This window comes from Bacillus sp. NEAU-Y102 (assembly GCF_054788175.1).
The window spans coordinates 111,095-131,902 of the sequence record NZ_JBTWFK010000005.1; the positions used below are offsets into that span (position 1 = coordinate 111,095).

Consider the following 20,808-nt stretch of genomic DNA (forward strand, 5'->3'; position numbering starts at 1 on the left):
CACCTATTTTCTTTATAAGAGTATAAAAAGCTCCTGCTCACAACTGAACAGGAGCTTCAAATCATTCATCAACACTTAACGCTCTAACGATTCGTATTCAATTATGCTTTTTTCGTATCTACTACTTTAATATCTTCAGCATAAATCTTTTCTGCATAGTCTTTAATATTTTTCCAGCTATCTTTCGCAATGTTTAAATCTTCTTTAATGAAAACAAGGTCGTTTGGACTAATTGAATCCACATTTTGAAGTAAAGAATTATATTTTGATCCCATTGTGTACCATTGGTTTGAAATATTTTGTAACGCTGTAATTGCAGTATCAATTGTATTTGTTAAATACTCTGTTTGTGTTTTAATGTTCGTTAATCCAGCTACTTCTAATTGCGCAGTTGTAACTTGTCCTGTTATCTTTTGAATTTCTGCTTGTGCATTATCAAGCTCTTTCTTCGCTAATACGATTCCAGCTGTACCACCGCCTACAGCTGCTGCACCACCTGCAATTAATGCTACTCCTAGCGGTGTTCCTGCGCCCGTAGCAATAACTACTGCACCACCGATAATTGCAATTGGTCCTAGAGCTGTCGCAACAGATGAACCGATAATAATTGCATTATATTTACTAATTGCTTCATTGTACGTTGTAATTTGATTTTGTAATAGCGGAATTCCTGCATCTTGACTAGCTAATATAGATGTAATTTGATTTGCATCACCCTTGAAGTTTTGCGTATCCGAAGTCATTTTATTTCGGAATTTCTTCAAGTCTTCTACTAACTGATCCACTTGTGCTTTATTTTCATTAATACTACTTGATAATCTAGTTAAGCCTTTCGTAAGAGTCGCTTTATCCTTTGCATCAACTGCAGCAACTAAAGTATCATAATAGTTTTGGAATTTCGTATTGTAGTTAATGATATTTTGATTCGTTGAAATAAGCTGTGGTTTTAATACATCTAACCATTGCTTCGCATTTCCTCTAGCTGTATCTTGGTGCTGAATTACTTTCCCTTTTAAAGCCGCATCAACAGACGATACATTTCCAAAGTTAACATTACCTTGTTTAATAATTGTTAAAGCGTACAGATCCATTACTAAAGCATTTGAACCTGTTCTTTCCATTGCATCTTTTAGGCCTTCTGGTCCTAATGAATATTCTTCATAGTCATTATAAGCTTTTGCTACCGCATGAACTGGAGCTTGTTTCACTGTACTTTCAGCTGCATACGTATGAGCCGGCATAATATTTCCTGCTGCAAATACTGCCATAAGTGCTGATAGAGCCATTACTTTATAAGGTTTTTTTGTCATTTTTCTTCTCTCCCTATATCGCTAATTATTTTTCTGTTTAATGTACTTCAACGTTTGTAACGTAATCTTCAAATTGATTTGTTTGCTTATTCATTTCATCACTTACTTTTTTAATTTGATTGAAATGTTTTTGAAGTAAACTACTGTCTGTATACGTGCCTTCTTCGACATTTGTTTGAATTTGAATCATATTATTATTTAAAACTTTCCAATCCGTTAATAACGTTTCTAAAGTTGTAATTTGACGATCAATTAATTCTGTAAAGCTATTTACTTGATCTTCAACGAATGTAATTTGAGTCGCCTCTGCTTCAGTTTGTGATAACTTTTGAATAAGTGGCAATAACTCCTTTTGCTTTTGTTGAATGCGAAGAGCTGCTTCCCTCGTTTGACTATCTGCAGCATTTACAATTTCATTACTTAAAGTACCGATAGAAACAAAATCGATTGTTTTCGTTTGTGCAGTTTGATTTGTGATTGTAAATACTTGTTTACCAATATTAATAGAACCTTTAATGATTTCTTGAGGTCTATTCAAAATAGTAGTTAATTCAGCTTGAATTTCACCTTGAATTCTTTTAATATCTTCTCTTAATTTCACAATATCTCCACTTGATCCTTGCAGTGTTTTTATTGCTTCATCGGCTTTAATTGATAAGTTGTTACTATCTTTGTCTAATACTGTTTTAAATCGATTTAACTCTAATAAATCTTGCTCCATACTCTCTTGGATGCTTTGTACTTGCAATTGTAATTTTCCATATGCACTCATAAAATCTGCTTTTGCTTGCTGATCTTCATTTACGTTTCCTGCTAATTCATAGAGCTTACTATAATAGCTATTAAATCTAGTGCTGTATCTCATCATCTCTTGATTTAAGTCAATTAGCTTCGGATTATATTCATCAATCCATTCTCGTACATTCGCCTTTGCAAACTTTTGATGATTCGTTAAGCTACTCATCGCATTTACCTTAATATCTGGCTGTTGTAAAATAATTAATCCGTATGCTTGAATAAGCGGTGATTGTGATCCTAACATTCTAATTGAATTGGATAATGTATTTGGAGCAATTACATTTTGTGCATATACTGTTTTCACTTCCGTTTGCCCCTCCTTAGCGTAAGCGCTTACAGGAATGAAGCAACTCGTAGATACTGCTGTAACCAATAACCCTGTAATTAAAGTCTTTTTCACTTTAACTCCTCCTATGTATTAGCAACTATTACTATCGCATTTTATTATTCTATTTTCTTACCTATAATTTGAGATGGTTAAAATAGAGAACGTTCTCACCGCGATCCATGTACGAACCACCTCTCTCGTATTGCTACAGTACTTACTTATCATCACAAAACATTTTATTATTTTTCATATGTGTTTAGTATGAATAATATTGTATAAATTTTCTATTTCATCGAAATCCCCACATTCACACAGTGAATATATTACATAAAAATATTATTCATTTTAAACTAAACAACATACGTAAATATGAAATTTCGTTTTGTTTTCATATATGTTTTGTACTGTAAGGTCATTTAAACACAGCTGTTTATATAACGTAAAGAAGTATTTTCATTCCCTTTATTTTCAAGCTTTCGTGTCCTTATTTCAAAATATAATCCGATTCACTTTATAGATTGAAATATCTACATATCACAACAGAAAACACTACTTGAAAATAACTGATAAAATTATATAAATATAATTTTCGAGCCCATATGCAATTATGCATAGCATATACACAAAAAGGATAGCTTCATTTTCACGAAGCTATCCTTAAAAAATCTTCTTATTTTTTCAAATGATATGGAACTGTCGTAATAACAACATTTCTTTTATAAAGTAAATACGCACGTATGAGTAAACTGGATTGATTATGAAGAATGTTATGCCAACCTTTTTTCGGAATGAACTGTGGTATAACGACCGTAACGCGGTAATTCGATTCACTTGCCTTATATTGCACTGTATCGATGAACTTCGTTAGCGGCTGGATAATACTTCTATAATGAGAATGTAATGTAACAAGCCTAACTTCAGGTTGCCACTTTTTCCATTTCTCTTCAAATTTCTTTTCCTCTTCCCTGTCAAAAGCAACATATACAGCAATAACTTGATCTGCCGAAAGAGCCTTAGCATAGTTCAATGAATTTTCTACTACGTGAGTCATACCAGCTACCGGAACGACGATTACATTTCCCTTAATCGGAACAAGTGGTTCACAAGTTTTTAAACTTAACTGATCACCTACCGCATCATAGTGCTTCTTAATTCTGTGGAATAAGAATATGATTGCAGGTAAGAAAATAAGTATCGACCAAACTTGTGCAAATTTAGTTAAAAAGAACATGCTCATTACGATAAAACTAATAACTGCACCAATTAAATTAACCGTTAATCTTAAAGCCCATCCTTCAGGTTTTTCCCGAAGCCATTTTAATACCATCCCTGTTTGAGAAAGTGTAAATGGAATAAATACACCTACTGCATATAGTGGAATTAAATGTTCTGTTTGTCCTTGGAAAGCTACAATTAAAATAATCGAAGCAACTCCAAGTATAATAATACCGTTTGAGTAACCTAAACGGTCTCCTCTAATCGTAAACATTCTCGGTATGAATTTATCTTTTGCAAGGTTAACCGCTAATAAAGGAAATGCAGAATAGCCTGTATTAGCAGCGAGAATTAATATTAAAGCTGTTGTACCTTGTATGAAATAGTACATGAAATTACGTCCAAATGTTTGTTCAGCAATTTGAGAAACAACTGTTACTTCTTTACTCGGAGTCACTCCGTAATAATAAGCTAAAAATACAATTCCTGAAAATAACACAGCAAGTAATGCACCCATTGCAAGCAATGTTTTTGCAGCATTGTTTGGCGCAGGATCTTTAAAGTTCGGAATTGCATTTGAAATTGCTTCAACACCTGTTAAAGCAGAACTACCTGATGCAAATGCTCTTAGTAATAAAAATAAACTAATTCCTGCAACTGGTGTTCCAATCGGCGCATGTAAAGTAGGTGAAACATGACCAGTTAAAATATTATATATGCCCACACCAATTAATATAAATAGTGCTAAAACGAATAAATAAACAGGATATGCTAGCACGGAAGCTGATTCCGTTACTCCTCTTAAATTTAATATCGTAATTAATATAACAAATATAACCGCAATAATTACGTTATGTGCATGTAAGCTAGGAAACGCAGAAGTAATTGCATCTGTACCCGCGGACACACTTACCGCAACAGTTAAAATATAGTCAACTAATAAAGATCCTCCAGCAATTAAGCCTGGATTCATCCCTAAATTTTCTTTTGATACAACATACGCTCCCCCGCCATGCGGATAAGCAAAAATAATTTGACGATAAGATAAAATAAGGGCTGTCAATAATACTAATACCCCAACAGCGATCGGAATGGAATACCAATAGGCGATCGCTCCAACACCTGCTAAAGCAATTAAAATTTGCTCTGGACCGTAAGCAACTGATGACAATGCGTCAGAAGATAAAATAGCTAAAGCTTTCGTTTTATTAAGCTTTTGTTCTCCAAGCTCCGTTGATTTTAACGGTCTTCCAATTAAAAATCTTTTAATAGATGAAACCAATGCTGTCCACTCTCCAATAATTTTGTACGAACTTTTCTGCTTGTTACAGCCAGTAAACTATTTCTTCAGAAAACAAAAAATGTCTACAAGCCATAGCGAAATAGACTTGTAGACATTATTTTTTTTGTCGCACAAGCTCCACCTTCCTTCTCAATATAACGCTTACGAGGTTAGCTGTCGGATTCGGGCCTATGAGTAGCCCTACCTTTTTCAAGGATTCACCCCATCGGATTATGTACTAATCCGTAAAAACGGGTCCCCCGTACCATGCGGTTTCAGCGATTTAGAAAATTGAAACTGTGGATTATAATACTCCTTTATTTTCAAAAAGTAAACAAAAATTTTTAATAAGAAAAAAATTAAAATGATTGCGCATAATCCGCTGAGAAATATACATAATGAATACTAAAAAATCCACAAAGGAGACCCATATGTCTAAAGAAAAGAAGCCTATTTTTTCCGATTCATATTTAGATGCAGTAGCAAATGAAATTAATCAGTTATATGGTAAACGTGAACAGGAAATAAATTTGACAGATAGAACGAAAAGAAATAAATGATTTGTCATACAAAAAAATAAAAAAGATAGCAATACACTTATATATTGCTATCTTTTTTATTTTTTCATACATCTAATTCTATTACAGATTTGTTAAAGGTCATCTCTTCATACACCTTTAAATTTTGATATATAGTTCCTAATAATGGTGCCGCTATAGAAAATTTCTCTGCTACATCCAGTAAATATCCTTGCAAGTGCTTCCCTTCAATAAATGAACCCTTTTCCATATCACGCTGCATCGATGACTTCATATCATACGAAATTTTATCAATCGTTTTCATATGTTCCTGGGCAATATTTCCCTTTACTGGAGCTCCTAATACTCTCATGATTTGTACAGATTCCTCAAACACATTACGGATAAAATCACGGCCGCCTTCACTTTCACGGATTGGTCCAATTGGTGCACGCATTAACGTTGTCACACCTGACATTACAGTAATAAATAAATATTTATGCCACATATCTTGCGTAATATTTTCACTTAAAACAAAACTAGACTTCGTACCTGCAAATGCTTTAGAAATATGCTTTACTCTCTCTGAATTTTGAGACTTAATTTCTCCAAACACAAGTCTGTTGGCAGCACTAGTTTGTACAATTTCTCCTTGATCGTTTAATGTCGTCTCGATAAAGCATAAACCGCCAATTACTTTTTCTTCGCCGAATTCTTTTTGTAGTAGTGATAAATGAGCGATACCATTTAACAATGGAATGATTACAGTATTTTCGCCAACAAACGGCTTCAAATCTTGAATAGCCTCGTTTAAGTGATACGCTTTTGTTGAAAATAAAATGACATCAAATGGAGAAGTTCTCTCTTCTTTCGTTATTAATTTCGGTTGGAAGGAAAAATCCCCGTTAACACTTCGGATTACAAGTCCTCTTTCCTCTAATTGTTTTTTCCGTTTACTACGAACAAGAAATGTAACATCTTCTCCCTTTTCGACTAATCTGCCACCAAAAAACCCTCCGACTCCACCAGCGCCTAATACTAAAATCCGCATACAGCATCCCCCTTTTCAAAATACAATTTTACAACTTTTAGTATACATAACATTATACATGTCCTCTGCTAAATAAGCTGAATTTTCACTCTCAATTGAGTATAAAACAGTGGTTATTTTCAAATAAATTTGGGCATGTTGTTTCTATAGCATATATGGAAAGGAAACAATGTAGATGGAGGCAATACAAACAATTGAGGAAAAAGGTGTAGCAACAGCTATATTCCAATTTATATTCCCGTTTTCGTTTAAAACTGGATATGAACAAAATATGTTCCCTTTCTTACAAAAAAACGATTTTCGTCCTTTTCGGCTCGATCATCTCGATGATGAAAATACATATTATGGGGAGTTTAAAGTTTCACATCAAAATATGGAAGCATACTATCTCTCATTTACAAATAAAATTCTCTTTCCTCACTCAGAGCATCAAAAGGGCTTGCAACGTTATTCAAAAGATCTTAACTTAACTGGACATTTAACAACAAACCTTATTTCAATTCCATTCAAGATACACTCTATTGATGTAACACTTTGTCCTTATGAACTTGGCTTCTTAACAATTCGAACAGAAGTAAACACTGCTCCAAACATGACTTTATCTGAAGCAATCGAATTCGCAGATCGCTTCCGTGTACTTGAAACTAAAACTGATACAAATGAGTCTATTTGTATTGAATGTAACGGAAAAAAGTATTCCCAAGTTGAAAAATTCATTTTTGGTTATTTATTTCATGGCGTAACTGATTTCTTTGAAAAGAAGAGATTAAGAAGTTCATACTTTCAAACCTTCCCTTTCTTTGAAGACCAGAGAATGTACGTCCAAACTTTATTGTCACTAAAAGAAGGTATGGAACTTAATGAAGTGGATGTTTATCGTACTTCCAGTCTTTCCGGATTAACAAGTGATGGTAAGCCATATGTGAGTGCAAGTAACCTTCCTTACATTCATAACTATTTAAAAAAACACGCTTACCAGAGATGGGCTCCAAATCGTTATTTCATTATGGAAGAACATATTTTTACATGTGTAACAAATGAAGGAGAACGCGAAATCGATAAACTTGCTAGTCAAATGTACGGAGAATTTTATTACGCTTTATTATTAAACCTATTCCATAAAATTGTTTTATTAAAAATGGCAAACGCCTATGCTGAGCTAAATATTGAACAAGATACTAATGAAATAGAGAAATTAATTTATTCGATTAATTCGTTCACTGCTAATTATTTTTCTTTAGAATTAGTATCTCAATCACAAAGTGAAGATATTTTCTTCCGCTTAAGAAAACTTTTTAATATTGAGGTTTTATACTCGAACGCGAAACAAAATCTTGATAGTTTGTTTAAATATCAAGAAAATGTCGCCTCAAAAAAAGATAGTCTCTTATTATTAATTTTAACGCTCTACTCTGTAGTAGGCCAAATGTTAGGGTTTACTATGATCGATCTTCTAAGAAACACCGATTCAAACAAAATATCGTCACCTCTTGAATTTTTCGCTCTATTAATTGCGATTAGCGGCATTGTCATTTCACTTATTTTAGGGGCTCAAGGGTTATACCAATGGGCTGTGCAGCACAAAAGAAGAAAAGCATGGGTAAAACAAACTGTACTGTCTGCTGTAAAAGAAAAAGAGGATAAAAATTAAAGAAGGTTATTTCCAAATATGTGGTATGCTGCAGTAAATGAAATTTTTATCAGCGATTTTTCAAATATATCGAATTACCGACAAATGACAGAACCGTATAACAAAAAAGGTACTCCAAAATAAAGCTTGGAGTACCTTTTTATTATACGAATTCAGCTTACTTCCCTGCTTCGATTTTCTCTAATGCAGCAGCTACTTGCTCTTCCGTTAATTCATGTTGTATTACGTAGCGGTTACGTGGACTTACACGACATTTATGAGAACATGCACGTAAATATTTCGCTTCGTTTTCTTCAGAACATAAAATTTTCTTATTACATTCTGGATTTGAACAGTTTACATAGCGCTCACATGGTTCACCTGTAAAGTGGTCTTTACCAACGATAACATGTTCTTTTTGATTTACTGGTACAGCGATACGCTCATCAAACACGTAACATTGTCCATCCCAAAGCTCACCTTGTACTTCTGGGTCTTTTCCGTACGTTACAATTCCGCCGTGAAGCTGACTTACATCTTCATAACCTTCACGAACTAACCAACCTGAGAATTTCTCACAACGAATTCCGCCTGTACAATAAGTTAAAATCTTTTTACCTTCAAGTGTTTCTTTGTTTTCTCTAATCCAATCTGGTAATTCACGGAATGATTCAATATCAGGTTTAATCGCACCTTTGAAGTGTCCTAAATCAAATTCATAATCATTTCGTGCATCAATGATAACTGTATCTTCTTGTTTCATTGCCTCATAAAAATCTTTTGGCTCTAAATACTTCCCAGTTATTTCGTGTGGGTTAATGTCATCTTCTAGACGAAGTGTAACTAATTCTGGACGAGGACGTACGTGCATTTTCTTGAATGCATGCCCTTCTTCTTCATCTATTTTAAATACGATACCATCAAAACGTGGATCATTGTTCATTGCTTCCATGTATTTTTCTGTTTGCTCTACAGTTCCAGAACAAGTTCCGTTAATACCTTCTTTTGCTACAAGAATTCTTCCTTTTAATTCAAGTGAATTACAAAATTCTAAATGCTCTGCCGCGAATTCTTCTGGATTTTCAATTGTTGTGTACATGTAATATAGTAATACTCTGTATGGTTTTGTAGTTGCCAATGTATTTCTACCACCTATCTAATTTTTAAAATCATGTATAAGTTAACGTTCATATCAAAACATATATAATAAGAAAATGAATCCCATTTTCTTTTCTTTATACTATTTTCTATCAGTTAACAAAAATAAAAAAACAAGATTACACATCAAAACACTATGGTTATGTTGTAATCCCAATATATTATATATCATACAAATGCAATTCCATCAATTAATATGCTGTATTATCGGCTTTATGTTCACATAAATTTCAAAAACAGCCCTTTAATTCACTATGTTTCCCCATGTCATCACACCATAAACTCCCAATTCATTTTACATTATCACACCATCCATTGCATAAAGGCATATAATTTGCATTAAGGAAACTTTCGTGTTCAAATGAAATTATCACATAACATATTTAAATGTATTGAAATAATGAGTAAGAATAAATACAATAATTTCATCAAGTTAACATTTTAAAGGGGAAAACTACTATGAATAAAGATATAACAAAAGATGAACATCTCCCTTCTGAAAGTACAACTGTACAATCAGCTCACTTAGCTTTAAGTGGAGAAACAAAAGGCTGGAAAAGACTGTTACCATTTTTAGGGCCCGCTTTTATCGCGTCCGTTGCTTATATTGATCCTGGCAACTTTGCTACAAATATCGCAGCTGGTTCACAATATGGATATTTACTATTATGGGTTATATTCGCTTCTAACTTAATGGCTGTATTAATCCAAACTTTATCGGCTAAATTAGGAATTGCTACAGGAAACAATTTACCCGAAATAGCTCGTGAAAACTTTCCAAAGCCTGTGTCTATCGGCTTATGGATACAAGGTGAACTCGTTATTATGGCTACAGATTTAGCTGAATTTATCGGGGCAGCACTCGGATTGTATTTATTATTTGGAATACCTATGTTACCAGCTGCTTTAATTACAGCAGTCGGATCATTTATTATTCTTGAGTTTCAACGCAGAGGATTTCGCTCACTAGAAGCTATTATTACAGGGATGATCTTTATTGTAGTAATAGCATTTGGGATCCAAGTTTTTTATGCAAAACCAGAATTAAGTCCCCTTCTTTCAGGAATATTTATTCCGAAATTCCAAGGTGTAGACAGTATATTACTTGCAGCAGGGATTTTAGGTGCGACAGTTATGCCGCATGCAATATACTTGCATTCTGCATTAACACAACGCCGCGTGGTTGGAACAACTGACGAACAAAAGAAAAAGATTTTTCGTTTCGAATTTATCGATATTATTATTGCAATGGTTATCGCTGGAGCAATTAATGCAAGTATGTTAATTGTAGCAGCTGCACTATTCTTTAAAAACGGTATGCACGTTGAAGATTTAGATGTTGCTTACACTCAATTTACCAACTTAGTAGGTCCTGTATCGGCTGCATTATTTGGGATTGGACTTTTATCAGCAGGTTTATCAAGCTCTTCTGTCGGTACAATGTCAGGTGATATTATTATGCAAGGATTCATTCGCATGCATATTCCGTTATATTTACGTCGATTTATTACAATGATTCCACCACTAGTTATTATCGCTTTAGGTGTAAATCCAACTTACGCTCTCGTTATGAGTCAAGTCGTCTTATCATTTGGTATTGCATTTGCACTAGTGCCACTTATTATGTTTACAAGTAATAAAAAGATTATGGGTGCACTCGTTAACCACCGTATAACAACATTTATCGCATGGATAATTGCAGCACTCGTTATCATTTTAAATATTTTCTTACTGTATCAAACGTTTGTAGGGTAATGAAAAAAGGTATTCCAATTTTAATTTGGAATACCCTTTTTGGATGAAATGATTTTCTTCTACTTACCACTTATGTATGTCCCTCTTTCCGGCATCATGACACCATTTTCAGTTCGAAAGTAAAGTGGCAATCCTTCCGCAAAAAACATATTTACTTTGGACGGATCCTGCCTTTGATGATGAATATGCAAATGCGGCTCACTTGAACTTCCGGAGTTACCGACTTGAGCAAGAACCTCTCCTTCATTTACATGTTGGTCTTCCCTCACTTTAATTGAGCCTTTCTTTAAATGGGCAAGAATCAAAAATGTCCCTGATTCATCTAGTCGTAAATAAATATGATTCCCCGCCATCGACTGAAAATCATCCTCTCCTGGAACTACATCTTTTTCATCATTATTAATAGATACAACTGTTCCAGAAGCTGGTGCCATTACTTCTGCTCCATATATTCCATAATCCTCTAACATACTACTTTTCACTTCAGCAGGCGGCATAAGGATATCATATGCCCACCTTTCATTTGGTTTTATAACGTGATAGTTCGTTTCTAACCGATCACCACCCCAACCTATCAATGCTCGTTCATTCAAAGGAACACGAACTACTGCTTTAGGACTCATCGATTGTATATCTGCTGGATAAGCAATTCTACCTATATTAGCAAACCAACCGACAGGCCAAGCTCCAATGATAGAAAACAGAATAATTAAAAGTAGCGTTCTATCTATCCGCTTTCTAAAAATGCCGTTCAAAAAAAACATTATTACTGATCCTATTAAGAGAAAAACTGAAATTACACTAAAAGCCTGTATACTCCACCAAACAAAGACTGATGTAACACCATTAGCTACATAAATTAAACTCCAACTTATAATTAAAAAAGGAACTATAATTACTAATAAAAATTTCTTCCACATGTCGTATCCCTACTCTCATATCCTTTTTCTCAATGATACAAAGTAAAAATTACGACATATGAAAGAAATACTTACGACTTTCTTACTTTTTTATACTGCGGTAATTTTACAGTAAAAACTGTTTCTTTATCGTTACTACGTACAGTTATATCCCCTTGATGGAGCTGTGCTATACTTTTCGAAATTGCAAGTCCTATTCCTTTCCCACCCGTATGAGAGCTACGTGATTTTTCACTACGATAAAATTTCTCAAAAACGTAAGGAAGGTCCTCTTTCGGAATGCATTGTCCAAAATTTTTAATTTCTACTTCAACATTCATTGTTTTATTGGAAATTCCAATTGCAATTTCCTTTCCATCTTTTCCATACATAATACTATTACCTATTACATTTTCAAATAGTCTCACTATAAGTGCCACATCAACTTCTACATGTAGCACTTCATCACTTTTAATATAAAAGCTCATATTGGCATCATCTAATTGTGGTACAAAGTCAATCATGATTTGTTCAATTAATGCTTTCATATCTATTTCATCTTTATGTAATTCAATCTCTCTATAATTTATTTGACAGTATTCTAATAAATCATCTACTTGATTTTTTAATTCATAACTTTTTCGCTTTAATATACTTACATACTCTTCACATTCTTCTCCATTTGAATGAAGTTTATTTCCTAACAGGTCCGCATAACCTATTAAAGATGTAACTGGCGTTCGTAAGTCATGAGAAATATTACTAATCATTTCATTTTTCATTTCCTGTAATTTTTTTCCATTCTCAATAGACTCTTTTAAACTTTTCGCCATTCTATTAACATTTGCCGCTAGTTCACCAATCTCATCGCTTTTCGAAATAGGTATATGTATTTCAAAATTACCATCACTTATTTTCTTCACGTTCTTATTAATTTGAGATAATCTTTTCATCATCGTTTTTGTCATGAATGCAAAGTATGTTGTAGTAAAAATCAAAAAAACTATAAAATATAAAAATGAATATTTTTCCTCTAACGCAGTAACATGACTATATATATTTCCAATTACAATTTGAAACGCTATTATACTTACAGTTGCTAACAAAATGCTACATATGAATGCAATAAAAAACTTAGCTCTAATGCCTTGTAATGATTTAATCTTCAATTTTATATCCGACTCTCCAAACATTTTGAATAAACTTCGGCTCTTTTGGATTCTCTTCAATTTTATTTCTTAATCTTGCAATATGAACCATTACTGTATTATTACTTTCATAGGCTCTTTCTTTCCAAACGCTCTCATATATTTCTTCAATAGTGAACACACGATTCTTTGCAGCGGCCATTAAGTACAAAATATCATATTCAGTTTTCGTAAGATTCATTGTTTCTCCATATAACATTACTGTTCTCGACACTTCATCTATTTCTAAACCTCTAATATTTATTTTCTTTTCCATTACTTGAACAGCATTTTGGTTGAAATATGTATACCTTCTTAATTGAGCTTTCACTCTTGCGATAAATTCAATTGTACTGAACGGCTTCACAATATAATCATCTGCCCCAGTACTAAATCCAATTACCTTATCTACATCCGATGATTTCGCGCTTAAAAACATAATTGGTAAACTATGTTTCTCTCTAACCCTTCTACAAAGTTCTATACCATCCATTTGAGGCATCATAATATCCAAAATAGCAAGTTGAATACTGTTATTATTTATTATTTCTAAAGCCTCTTCTCCGTTATGAGCACTAAAAACTTTAAAACCTTCTTGCATTAGATTCACTTTTATAAATTGAACAATATCTTGATCATCATCTACAATTAAAATTGAATTTTTCTCCATATACAAACCTCTTTTTGAAATATATTCCACAATTAATTTTATCATAAATTAAAACCATACTCCCCTCTTGAATAATCTTTATTTTCAGACTAGATTATATAATAACAACACATTCTAGTTTCAAAAGAAATGGAGTGAAAGCATGTTTCCTATATTGAAAACAGACCGACTCATTTTAAGAGAACTTACCGAAGAAGATGCACCGCGTATATTACAATGCTTTTCTAATACTAATGTACTGCGCTATTATGGCCAAAAACCGTTACAAGATGTTGATCAAGTGAAACAAATCATTCATAACTTTAAGCTCAGTTACAATGCAAGAAACGGTATAAAATGGGGAATCGAATTAAAAGACAAGAAAGAACTCATCGGTACCATTGGTTTTCACGATTGGTCTTCTGAGCATAAACGAGCCAATATAAGTTATGCCTTTTTACCTGAACACTGGGGAAAAGGATATGCGACTGAAGCTGTTTCTGAGGTTATATCATACGGTTTCCATACGATTCATTTAAAGCGGATCGGGGCAATTGTATTTCTTGAAAATGAAGCTTCCAATAAAGTACTATTAAAATTAGGCTTTGAAAAAGAAGGCGTTCTAAAAAATTATATGTATCAAGATGATATCCCATATGATACGAATTTTTACGCTTTATTAAAATCGGTTTAATAGAATTCATGTGTAAAAAACCTTACTTTTAAAAAGTAAGGTTTTTTGTATTTATTCATTAGCAATATAAGCATTCTTATAAGTATAAACACCACCAAATTGATGTTTTTCAATCCCTTTTACATACTCCTTTTGTACATACGCTGAGCCAATATGATAAAGCGGCGCCACCGCAGCATCTTCTAATAATACCTGCTCGGCTTCTCGCAACGCTTCCCATCGTTTTTCCCTATCTAGTACAAAATCCGTTTTCGCTTTCTTTATTAATTCATCGTAACGAACATTAGAATAATTCATTTTATTATTCGGATTCCCTGTCGTAAATAACTCTAAATAACTAATTGGGTCTTTATAGTCAGGTCCCCAATTTGCCATAGTTATATCGTAATCACCTGTTTGTTCTAACTGTAATTTTTGCTTAAATGGCTGTTGTTTAATTTGTATCGTTAATCCATGCAAATACTTTTCTAAGTCACCTTTTATATATTCTGCCATACGTTTTGCGTTATCTTGTTCAAATGTTAGAAACTCAAGGTTTACTTCGCCTACTCCAAGTTCTTTTTTCGCTTCTTCCCAAATCTTTTTCGCCTTTTGTAAGTCATATAGAGAAAGATCTCCGTTTTCTTTTCTAAAATCTTTGCCAGTCTCTTCATTTACATGACCAACTGGTACAAGTCCACTTGCAGGTTTTGCTCCGTTATTAATAAAGTGAGCAACGAAATCATCTTTATTTAACGCTAATGAAATAGATTGACGCACCTTTTTATTTGCTAACGCGGTATTTTTTTCATTAAAACGAAGCATAGCAATTCCAGAATCACTCGACATATGTAATTCCTTATTCCCCTTATACTTGTCTACAACTTGCGAATTAATAGGTACCCGGTCCAAATCTCCGGCTTCATATAAATTTACAGCTGTCATTGTATCCTTCACGATATGAAAGTTTATTTCGTCTAGTTTCACTTTCTTTTGATCCCAATATGTAGCATTTTTCTTTAATTGAAACTCTTGTTCATGCTTCCATTTTTCTAATACAAATGGACCGTTATATATGAGATTACTAGGTTCCAATGCATAATTGTTTCCTTGTTCTTTCAAAAATGATTCATGCTGTGGTAAATATATAGGTAATGCTAACAACTGTAAAAAATACGGAATTGGCTGTTCTAGTTCAACTTCTAACTTATAATCATTTATAACCGTAACTCCAAGTTCATCTAGAGACATTGCTCCCTTATTAATCTCTTTCGCATTTTTTACATAAAAGAGCATGGACGCATATTGAGATGCTGTTTCAGGGTTAATTGCACGTTTCCACGCAAACATAAAATCATTTGCTGTTACATTATCCCCATTTGACCATTTTGCATCTTTACGCAAGTCAAATGTATATTTCTTACCATCTTCACTTCTTTTAAACGATTTTGCTATGGCTGGAGTAGGCTGATCTTGATCATTTAATACATATAACCCTTCAAATATATTCTGCATAACGTGCGCTGATGTACCATCTGTTGTTTTCACAGTGTCCAGAGAAGGAATTTCTTCTGATACTGTTACATTTAACACTTGTTTTTTAACCTCTATGTCACTTTTATCCGCTTTATTATTACAAGCTGTTAATAATAAAGATGTAACAAGTGCCATTACCATTAAATGGCTCTTTTTTCGCTTCATGAGTTGTTCTCCTTAAATATAAAATATTATAAAGCGTAATATATTATAGCAGAAATACTAACAGAAAGATGCGACATTCTTTTGAATATTTATTCGTTCAAGAAAAAAGTTTTTTTTAAAAGGGTACGGACTATCTTGGAATCTTTTTGATTTTCAACAAAAAACACATATAAAATAATAAGGTGAATTTTTTAGTTATAATCCCAAAATATCCAACTGGCCGTTCATCTTTAATTTTAATTACTCGTGTATCCTCTCACAGCGTATTTACAGCATGTGAAAATAATCATGATCCCGAAGAAAATGAAAACGAAGGAAACGCAAAAGATTTCAGAGAGTTATTCACTCCTGAAGCGAAGAAAACCGTTGCTTTTGTGGGGGGGAAATACAGATCTAATGAAATCAGTTAGCAAAGATCTTAAAAACTATAAAATCCAAAAAAGTAATCGTAATTGAACTAGAGAAAACGGATGATGGTTGGAAAATTAGTAAATCATAAAAAAACGGTCTATGTAAATAGGCCGTTTTTTAGTTTCCTCAATCTTCTTCTTCGAAATCACGTAGACTAGCAAGCAATTCTGTAAATGTTGAGCAAACAGGATATATTGCTTCCTCTATGTTTTCTTCTTCATGATCCCAAAATACTACTGTTGGTAATTCGGGATTGCTACGGTAATCAAAACACAGATGATTCCCAAATGAATCCTTACCAAAGGGATATACTTTATTTGCTAATCTATCTTTTATATCATCATAAACTTGGATGATTGAATTTCTACTTTCTAAATCAAAAGTTAAAAGCTTGCTAAATACATTCTCATCCTGTCCGGGTACATCAAATATTTTGGGTCTTGGATAGCCACTATCATATTTTTTTACACATTCTATAAAATCCATAGGGAATTTAATATTGAAATATTGTTCTACTTTCTGAATGTTTTCATCTGTAATTTCTTTTTTATTTACTCCAATCCAAGTAACGTTGCTCATATATACTCCTCCTTACTTATCGCTGTCTTTTCCCCAAATTTTATATCCACCAGTGTGACCTGTTTTCCTATGTGTTTCATAATCAACAAGTTGCATTCGTCCTGCTTCTTGATGATGATGCCATGTATAATGCTCTGGTACCTCGCCTAGCTTAAATAACTCTATTTCTTCTTCTGTGAATTTTGCAGCTAACTTAGGGTCTTTCATTATTTGTTCGTATAATGCTTTACTACATATTCTATCATGTGTTGGTCTAGATTTTTTAAAATCTGCTTCTTTTAATTTAACTTCAGAAACAGTTTTAAAAATAGGGAAACCATCTAAATCATACGGAATTCCTGTAACTGGATGTTTATTTCCCGCTAACTCACCCAATCTTAATCTTATTGTTTTCGGACCATTTGGACCCTCATAAGTATATGGGGCTGCTTTCTGCAAGTACTGTTGAATACTTCCGACTCCCGCATATGAAAGAGGATTACCACCCTTAAATTCATAGTTATTTAATATATGTAATGCATTTCTATATGCCTGGGAATTAATTACAAGTGATTTTCCTTTAGTAAAACCTGTAATAGCAGCTACCTTCCCAACTTGTCCTGCTTTACTAAGACCCTTATCCCCCAGAAGTCCGAGTCCTAACGTTGCTATACCATAAGCTACATAATGCTCTCTACTTTCCAGATCCCCATTCCAAAATTTATTCATAAATGTATCTGATACAGTGTTCCATGCAGCAGGAAGAGTCTCCCTATAGTTTACAATCGCATCTCGCATATTTAACCAGGTTTCTTTATCTCCTAAAGCTACAAATCCTTCCCATGCATCTACAGCACCATCTATAAAACCAGTAGAAATACCAGTCCACGCAGCATTTAAATCCTTTTTATTCAAAAATGACTCTTCTGATTTTGGAGGGAGTTTTCCACACATGGCTCCTTCTTGAATATTAGAATTAACTAAATTTCCGCCATACAATTCATCCGCTTCTCGGAATTTAACAGCTGCACGTTCTAATTCTACTGCGATTTTATCTAATTCTTGCAAAATGTTAAACATCATTGGCTTTGCTTCATTAAACATCTGATAGAAACGATCACTGCTTGCTCCGCTCCACTGAGAAGCTATATATTCAGTTTGAGAGTATAAGTCTTTATGTATATATTCTAATGATGATCTCGTATTTCTTACTGTTTTAGCAACTTCTTCTAATTGTTCCTGTGTTACCTTAATTTACGTGCTCATTCCATCCCTTCTTTGCATATATATTATAAAATTTATAACATATCATGATTTCATGAATGGTTATCATTTAAAAATATCCGTTCCCTCTTTTTATCAATGTTGGCACAAAAAAGGTTCAGACACAAAAACAGGATGTGGAGAAGACTTTCTCCACATCCTGAAAATACCTATCTTTGCAAACCTCGTTTATAACGACTCGCTTCAAATATAATACGCTCTTCATCTAACGTTTTACATTCGCCATTCCAAACGACACGTTTTCCGTTAATAATGACATCACTTATATCTTTTCCACTAGCAGCATATACAAGGTGCGATAACACTTCATCTGCTGGTTGTAAATGCGGCTTATTAGATGGATCGATCGTAATAAAATCAGCACACTTTCCAATCTCAAGTGATCCTGTTTGTTTCATGCCGATTACTTCAGTAGCTCCTTTAGTCGCAAGTGTAAGAGCTGTTTCAACCGGTAACGCTGTTGCATCTTGGTGAATACCTTTTTGTAGTAAAGTCGCTATACGCATTTCTTCAAACATATCTAAATTGTTGTTAGATGCCACACTATCTGTTGCAATTCCTACTTTCATTCCTGCTTCTAACATCGCTTTTACATTCGCTATACCAGAACCTAGTTTTAAATTACTATTTGGGTTATGTGCTACTCGAACATCGTGTTCTGCTAAAAATGCACGCTCATTTTCATTTAATACTACACCGTGTGCAATAACTGTTGGGCGTTTAAACAACCCGCAACTTGCTGCATATTCTACTGGACGTTTTCCGTACTGTGCTTCAATATCACGTACTTCACGCTCTGTTTCCGAAAGATGAATATGAACCATCGTTTGATTTTCTACTGCAATTCGTGCGCATTCTTCTAACAGTTCTGTGGAACATGTATATGGACTATGCGGTGCAACCATCGTAGTTAACATACCACTTTCATTATAGTAACGCTTCACATATTTTTCAGCTTCTTCAATGGCTTTCTTTTCATCATCTTTCGTTCCGAAGCTAAATAAGGTTCTTGAAACAGCAGCTCTCATTCCACTCTTTGATACCGTTTCCATAATTGCATCTTGATCTACTCCAATTGGATTAAACATGTCAGAGAATGATGTTGTACCACTTTTCACCATTTCAAGTAATCCTAATTCCGTACTAACGACCGCAAGCTCTGGCGTAAACTGACTTTCAAGTGGCCAAATTCTCGTCTCAAGCCATGGTTGTAATAACATATCATCGCCAATACCTCTTAAGAGACTCATTACAACGTGTGTATGTGTATTTACAAGCCCTGGTAAAACCCACTTTCCTTTCATGTCAATTACTTCATTTACTTCAAAATCATTAGAGAATTCTCCGCTCTTTACATCTATAATTTGATCATTTTCTACAATGATATATCCATTTTCTATCACTTCGTTTTGTTCATTCATCGTTACAATTGCAGCGTTTACATAAGTTGTTTTCAAAAGTATTTCCCCTTTCAACTCTATGAAGTTCCCTTTAATAAGTTACCACCATTATAGTAACTTATTAAAGATTAAGAGTCAAAAGATAATTTGAATTCTTTCGTTATTTTTCCCTTCAAAATGCTATATTGTTTTTCATTTGTATCTGCAAATGCTTCTTCCCGATTTGATTCCACATCCAAATAATTCGGTTTTTCATTGAATTGAGCCTCTGTAAAATCAAACCTCTGTCCATCTATAAAGTTATAAAAATGCCACACGCCCCCTATTTTTGTCTTTTTAATTTTCCCTCCGCATATATCTTGAACGACTAGAGCCGTTACACCACACTGTCCCTTTGCTGGATTTTCACTTGTCCATTTTGAACTTGTTTCAATTGACCAAGATCTCATTAGTGCTTCATATATTCTTTTTCCCTTTATATGATCCATTCTCAGCTTCTCCTACTATTAATAGTTTTACACATCACATTTCACAAGGGGCAGTAATCGGTCCTTAAAGACCGTTGATGGTGTCTCTCCGATTAACTTTGCTCCCATATTCAAACAATATCCTTTTGCATTCGGATCACTATCAATCGTAAAGCTTTTTATTCCTAGTTCCTTTGCTTACTCTATTACAAACTTCCACATTATTTTTCCATACCCCTTTCCTTTGTAACGAGGATGAATGTATAAGAAATCGAGAGCTTTATCGTTATGTAAAAATGAGAAAAACCCAATCTTCGTATTATCGTTTTCTAAAACATATACAAAATTATTTTTTATGTACTCATCGGTAATTGTTAAATCTTCCTTACAAGCAAGTATGAATTCTTCACTATAGTTCCACGTTGCTTTTAAATGTAGTGTGAGTTCACTTAATTCATTTGCTTCACTTAATAACGCTGTTCTTATCTTCATGATTCTTTCTCCTCACCTTTAATATATAAACTTTTAACATGA

Annotated in this window: 17 protein-coding genes, 2 pseudogenes and 1 riboswitch; of the genes and pseudogenes, 5 read left to right on the plus strand and 14 right to left on the minus strand. The window is 33.6% G+C overall.

The genetic code is table 11. The annotated features are described in order from the left end of the window. Window positions 1-101: 101 nt before the first annotated feature. The 3 genes from nheB to ACYFX0_RS14590 form a co-directional block, all read right to left on the minus strand. On the minus strand, window positions 102-1,310 hold the full coding sequence (gene nheB, locus ACYFX0_RS14580; RefSeq protein WP_000162968.1) for a non-hemolytic enterotoxin NHE subunit B: 1,209 nt from the start codon (window positions 1,308-1,310) through the stop codon (window positions 102-104). A 37-nt stretch (window positions 1,311-1,347) separates the two neighbouring features. After that, window positions 1,348-2,508, minus strand: a complete 1,161-nt coding sequence (gene nheA, locus ACYFX0_RS14585; RefSeq protein WP_000751828.1) for a non-hemolytic enterotoxin NHE subunit A — start codon at window positions 2,506-2,508, stop codon at window positions 1,348-1,350. 598 nt (window positions 2,509-3,106) lie between these two features. Continuing rightward, window positions 3,107-4,933: an APC family permease gene (locus ACYFX0_RS14590; RefSeq protein WP_000254886.1), complete on the minus strand. Its 1,827-nt coding sequence runs from the start codon at window positions 4,931-4,933 to the stop codon at window positions 3,107-3,109. A gap of 144 nt (window positions 4,934-5,077) precedes the next feature. After that, window positions 5,078-5,224: riboswitch (cyclic di-AMP (ydaO/yuaA leader) on the minus strand. Window positions 5,225-5,364: 140 nt separating this feature from the next. Between ACYFX0_RS14590 and ACYFX0_RS14595 the strand changes: the two genes are divergently transcribed. Then, window positions 5,365-5,493: a hypothetical protein gene (locus tag ACYFX0_RS14595; RefSeq protein ID WP_000031873.1), complete on the plus strand. Its 129-nt coding sequence runs from the start codon at window positions 5,365-5,367 to the stop codon at window positions 5,491-5,493. A gap of 64 nt (window positions 5,494-5,557) precedes the next feature. Here the strand turns inward: ACYFX0_RS14595 and panE are convergent, their stop codons facing one another. Next, window positions 5,558-6,502 (minus strand): 2-dehydropantoate 2-reductase, encoded by a 945-nt coding sequence (gene panE, locus ACYFX0_RS14600; RefSeq protein ID WP_460270834.1) that lies wholly within the window; start codon window positions 6,500-6,502, stop codon window positions 5,558-5,560. Between the two features lie 175 nt (window positions 6,503-6,677). Between panE and ACYFX0_RS14605 the strand changes: the two genes are divergently transcribed. Beyond that, window positions 6,678-8,153, plus strand: a complete 1,476-nt coding sequence (locus ACYFX0_RS14605) for a hypothetical protein (protein ID WP_000387459.1) — start codon at window positions 6,678-6,680, stop codon at window positions 8,151-8,153. 157 nt (window positions 8,154-8,310) lie between these two features. On the opposite strand, the gene trhO is transcribed toward ACYFX0_RS14605, so the two are convergent. Beyond that, window positions 8,311-9,270 carry an oxygen-dependent tRNA uridine(34) hydroxylase TrhO gene (trhO, locus tag ACYFX0_RS14610; protein WP_000246235.1) on the minus strand — a complete coding sequence of 320 codons (960 nt, stop codon included), beginning with the start codon at window positions 9,268-9,270 and terminating at the stop codon, window positions 8,311-8,313. 479 nt (window positions 9,271-9,749) lie between these two features. Here trhO and ACYFX0_RS14615 point away from each other — a divergent pair, with 479 nt between their 5' ends. Beyond that, window positions 9,750-11,045 (plus strand): Nramp family divalent metal transporter, encoded by a 1,296-nt coding sequence (locus tag ACYFX0_RS14615; protein ID WP_106081339.1) that lies wholly within the window; start codon window positions 9,750-9,752, stop codon window positions 11,043-11,045. Between the two features lie 59 nt (window positions 11,046-11,104). On the opposite strand, the gene ACYFX0_RS14620 is transcribed toward ACYFX0_RS14615, so the two are convergent. From ACYFX0_RS14620 to ACYFX0_RS14630, 3 genes are all read right to left on the minus strand, one after another. Further along, window positions 11,105-11,965 carry a M23 family metallopeptidase gene (locus tag ACYFX0_RS14620; RefSeq protein ID WP_106081340.1) on the minus strand — a complete coding sequence of 287 codons (861 nt, stop codon included), beginning with the start codon at window positions 11,963-11,965 and terminating at the stop codon, window positions 11,105-11,107. A 71-nt stretch (window positions 11,966-12,036) separates the two neighbouring features. After that, complete coding sequence (locus ACYFX0_RS14625; protein WP_189654328.1) at window positions 12,037-13,137, minus strand: HAMP domain-containing sensor histidine kinase; 1,101 nt, start codon at window positions 13,135-13,137, stop codon at window positions 12,037-12,039. After that, entirely contained in the window at window positions 13,103-13,801 is a 699-nt protein-coding gene (locus ACYFX0_RS14630) for a response regulator transcription factor (protein ID WP_106081341.1), read from the minus strand. Before ACYFX0_RS14630 ends, ACYFX0_RS14625 begins: the two co-directional genes overlap by 35 nt. A 142-nt stretch (window positions 13,802-13,943) precedes the next feature. Between ACYFX0_RS14630 and ACYFX0_RS14635 the strand changes: the two genes are divergently transcribed. After that, on the plus strand, window positions 13,944-14,474 hold the full coding sequence (locus tag ACYFX0_RS14635) for a GNAT family N-acetyltransferase (protein ID WP_000483974.1): 531 nt from the start codon (window positions 13,944-13,946) through the stop codon (window positions 14,472-14,474). A 51-nt stretch (window positions 14,475-14,525) separates the two neighbouring features. Here the strand turns inward: ACYFX0_RS14635 and ACYFX0_RS14640 are convergent, their stop codons facing one another. Then, window positions 14,526-16,154, minus strand: a complete 1,629-nt coding sequence (locus ACYFX0_RS14640; protein ID WP_000823503.1) for a peptide ABC transporter substrate-binding protein — start codon at window positions 16,152-16,154, stop codon at window positions 14,526-14,528. A 200-nt stretch (window positions 16,155-16,354) separates the two neighbouring features. Here ACYFX0_RS14640 and ACYFX0_RS14645 point away from each other — a divergent pair. Continuing rightward, window positions 16,355-16,653 (plus strand): annotated as a pseudogene (locus tag ACYFX0_RS14645) (DUF4878 domain-containing protein). Between the two features lie 38 nt (window positions 16,654-16,691). Here ACYFX0_RS14645 and ACYFX0_RS14650 read toward each other — a convergent pair. The 5 genes and pseudogenes from ACYFX0_RS14650 to ACYFX0_RS14670 form a co-directional block, all read right to left on the minus strand. Beyond that, window positions 16,692-17,144: an SMI1/KNR4 family protein gene (locus ACYFX0_RS14650; RefSeq protein ID WP_106081342.1), complete on the minus strand. Its 453-nt coding sequence runs from the start codon at window positions 17,142-17,144 to the stop codon at window positions 16,692-16,694. Window positions 17,145-17,156: 12 nt separating this feature from the next. Further along, window positions 17,157-18,377: a WXG100 family type VII secretion target gene (locus tag ACYFX0_RS14655; protein ID WP_247727961.1), complete on the minus strand. Its 1,221-nt coding sequence runs from the start codon at window positions 18,375-18,377 to the stop codon at window positions 17,157-17,159. A gap of 179 nt (window positions 18,378-18,556) precedes the next feature. Beyond that, a complete protein-coding gene (locus tag ACYFX0_RS14660; protein ID WP_142398745.1) occupies window positions 18,557-19,882 on the minus strand; it encodes a bifunctional S-methyl-5'-thioadenosine deaminase/S-adenosylhomocysteine deaminase in 1,326 nt (441 codons plus the stop codon). Window positions 19,883-19,935: 53 nt separating this feature from the next. Continuing rightward, the gene (locus tag ACYFX0_RS14665) at window positions 19,936-20,295 is read right to left on the minus strand and encodes a YunG family protein (protein WP_098437475.1); all 360 of its coding nucleotides are present in this window, start codon (window positions 20,293-20,295) and stop codon (window positions 19,936-19,938) included. 27 nt (window positions 20,296-20,322) lie between these two features. After that, a pseudogene (locus ACYFX0_RS14670) lies at window positions 20,323-20,766 on the minus strand (GNAT family N-acetyltransferase). Window positions 20,767-20,808 lie beyond the last annotated feature (42 nt).

Coding starts and splice junctions, on each gene's coding strand:
- nheB (WP_000162968.1), bottom strand. CDS start 1,310: ATGACAAAAAAACCTTATAAAGTAATGGCTCTATCAGCACTTATGGCA.
- ACYFX0_RS14595 (WP_000031873.1), top strand. CDS start 5,365: ATGTCTAAAGAAAAGAAGCCTATTTTTTCCGATTCATATTTAGATGCA.
- panE (WP_460270834.1), bottom strand. CDS start 6,502: ATGCGGATTTTAGTATTAGGCGCTGGTGGAGTCGGAGGGTTTTTTGGT.
- ACYFX0_RS14605 (WP_000387459.1), top strand. CDS start 6,678: ATGGAGGCAATACAAACAATTGAGGAAAAAGGTGTAGCAACAGCTATA.
- ACYFX0_RS14615 (WP_106081339.1), top strand. CDS start 9,750: ATGAATAAAGATATAACAAAAGATGAACATCTCCCTTCTGAAAGTACA.
- ACYFX0_RS14620 (WP_106081340.1), bottom strand. CDS start 11,965: ATGTGGAAGAAATTTTTATTAGTAATTATAGTTCCTTTTTTAATTATA.
- ACYFX0_RS14625 (WP_189654328.1), bottom strand. CDS start 13,137: ATGTTTGGAGAGTCGGATATAAAATTGAAGATTAAATCATTACAAGGC.
- ACYFX0_RS14630 (WP_106081341.1), bottom strand. CDS start 13,801: ATGGAGAAAAATTCAATTTTAATTGTAGATGATGATCAAGATATTGTT.
- ACYFX0_RS14635 (WP_000483974.1), top strand. CDS start 13,944: ATGTTTCCTATATTGAAAACAGACCGACTCATTTTAAGAGAACTTACC.
- ACYFX0_RS14640 (WP_000823503.1), bottom strand. CDS start 16,154: ATGAAGCGAAAAAAGAGCCATTTAATGGTAATGGCACTTGTTACATCT.
- ACYFX0_RS14650 (WP_106081342.1), bottom strand. CDS start 17,144: ATGAGCAACGTTACTTGGATTGGAGTAAATAAAAAAGAAATTACAGAT.
- ACYFX0_RS14665 (WP_098437475.1), bottom strand. CDS start 20,295: ATGGATCATATAAAGGGAAAAAGAATATATGAAGCACTAATGAGATCT.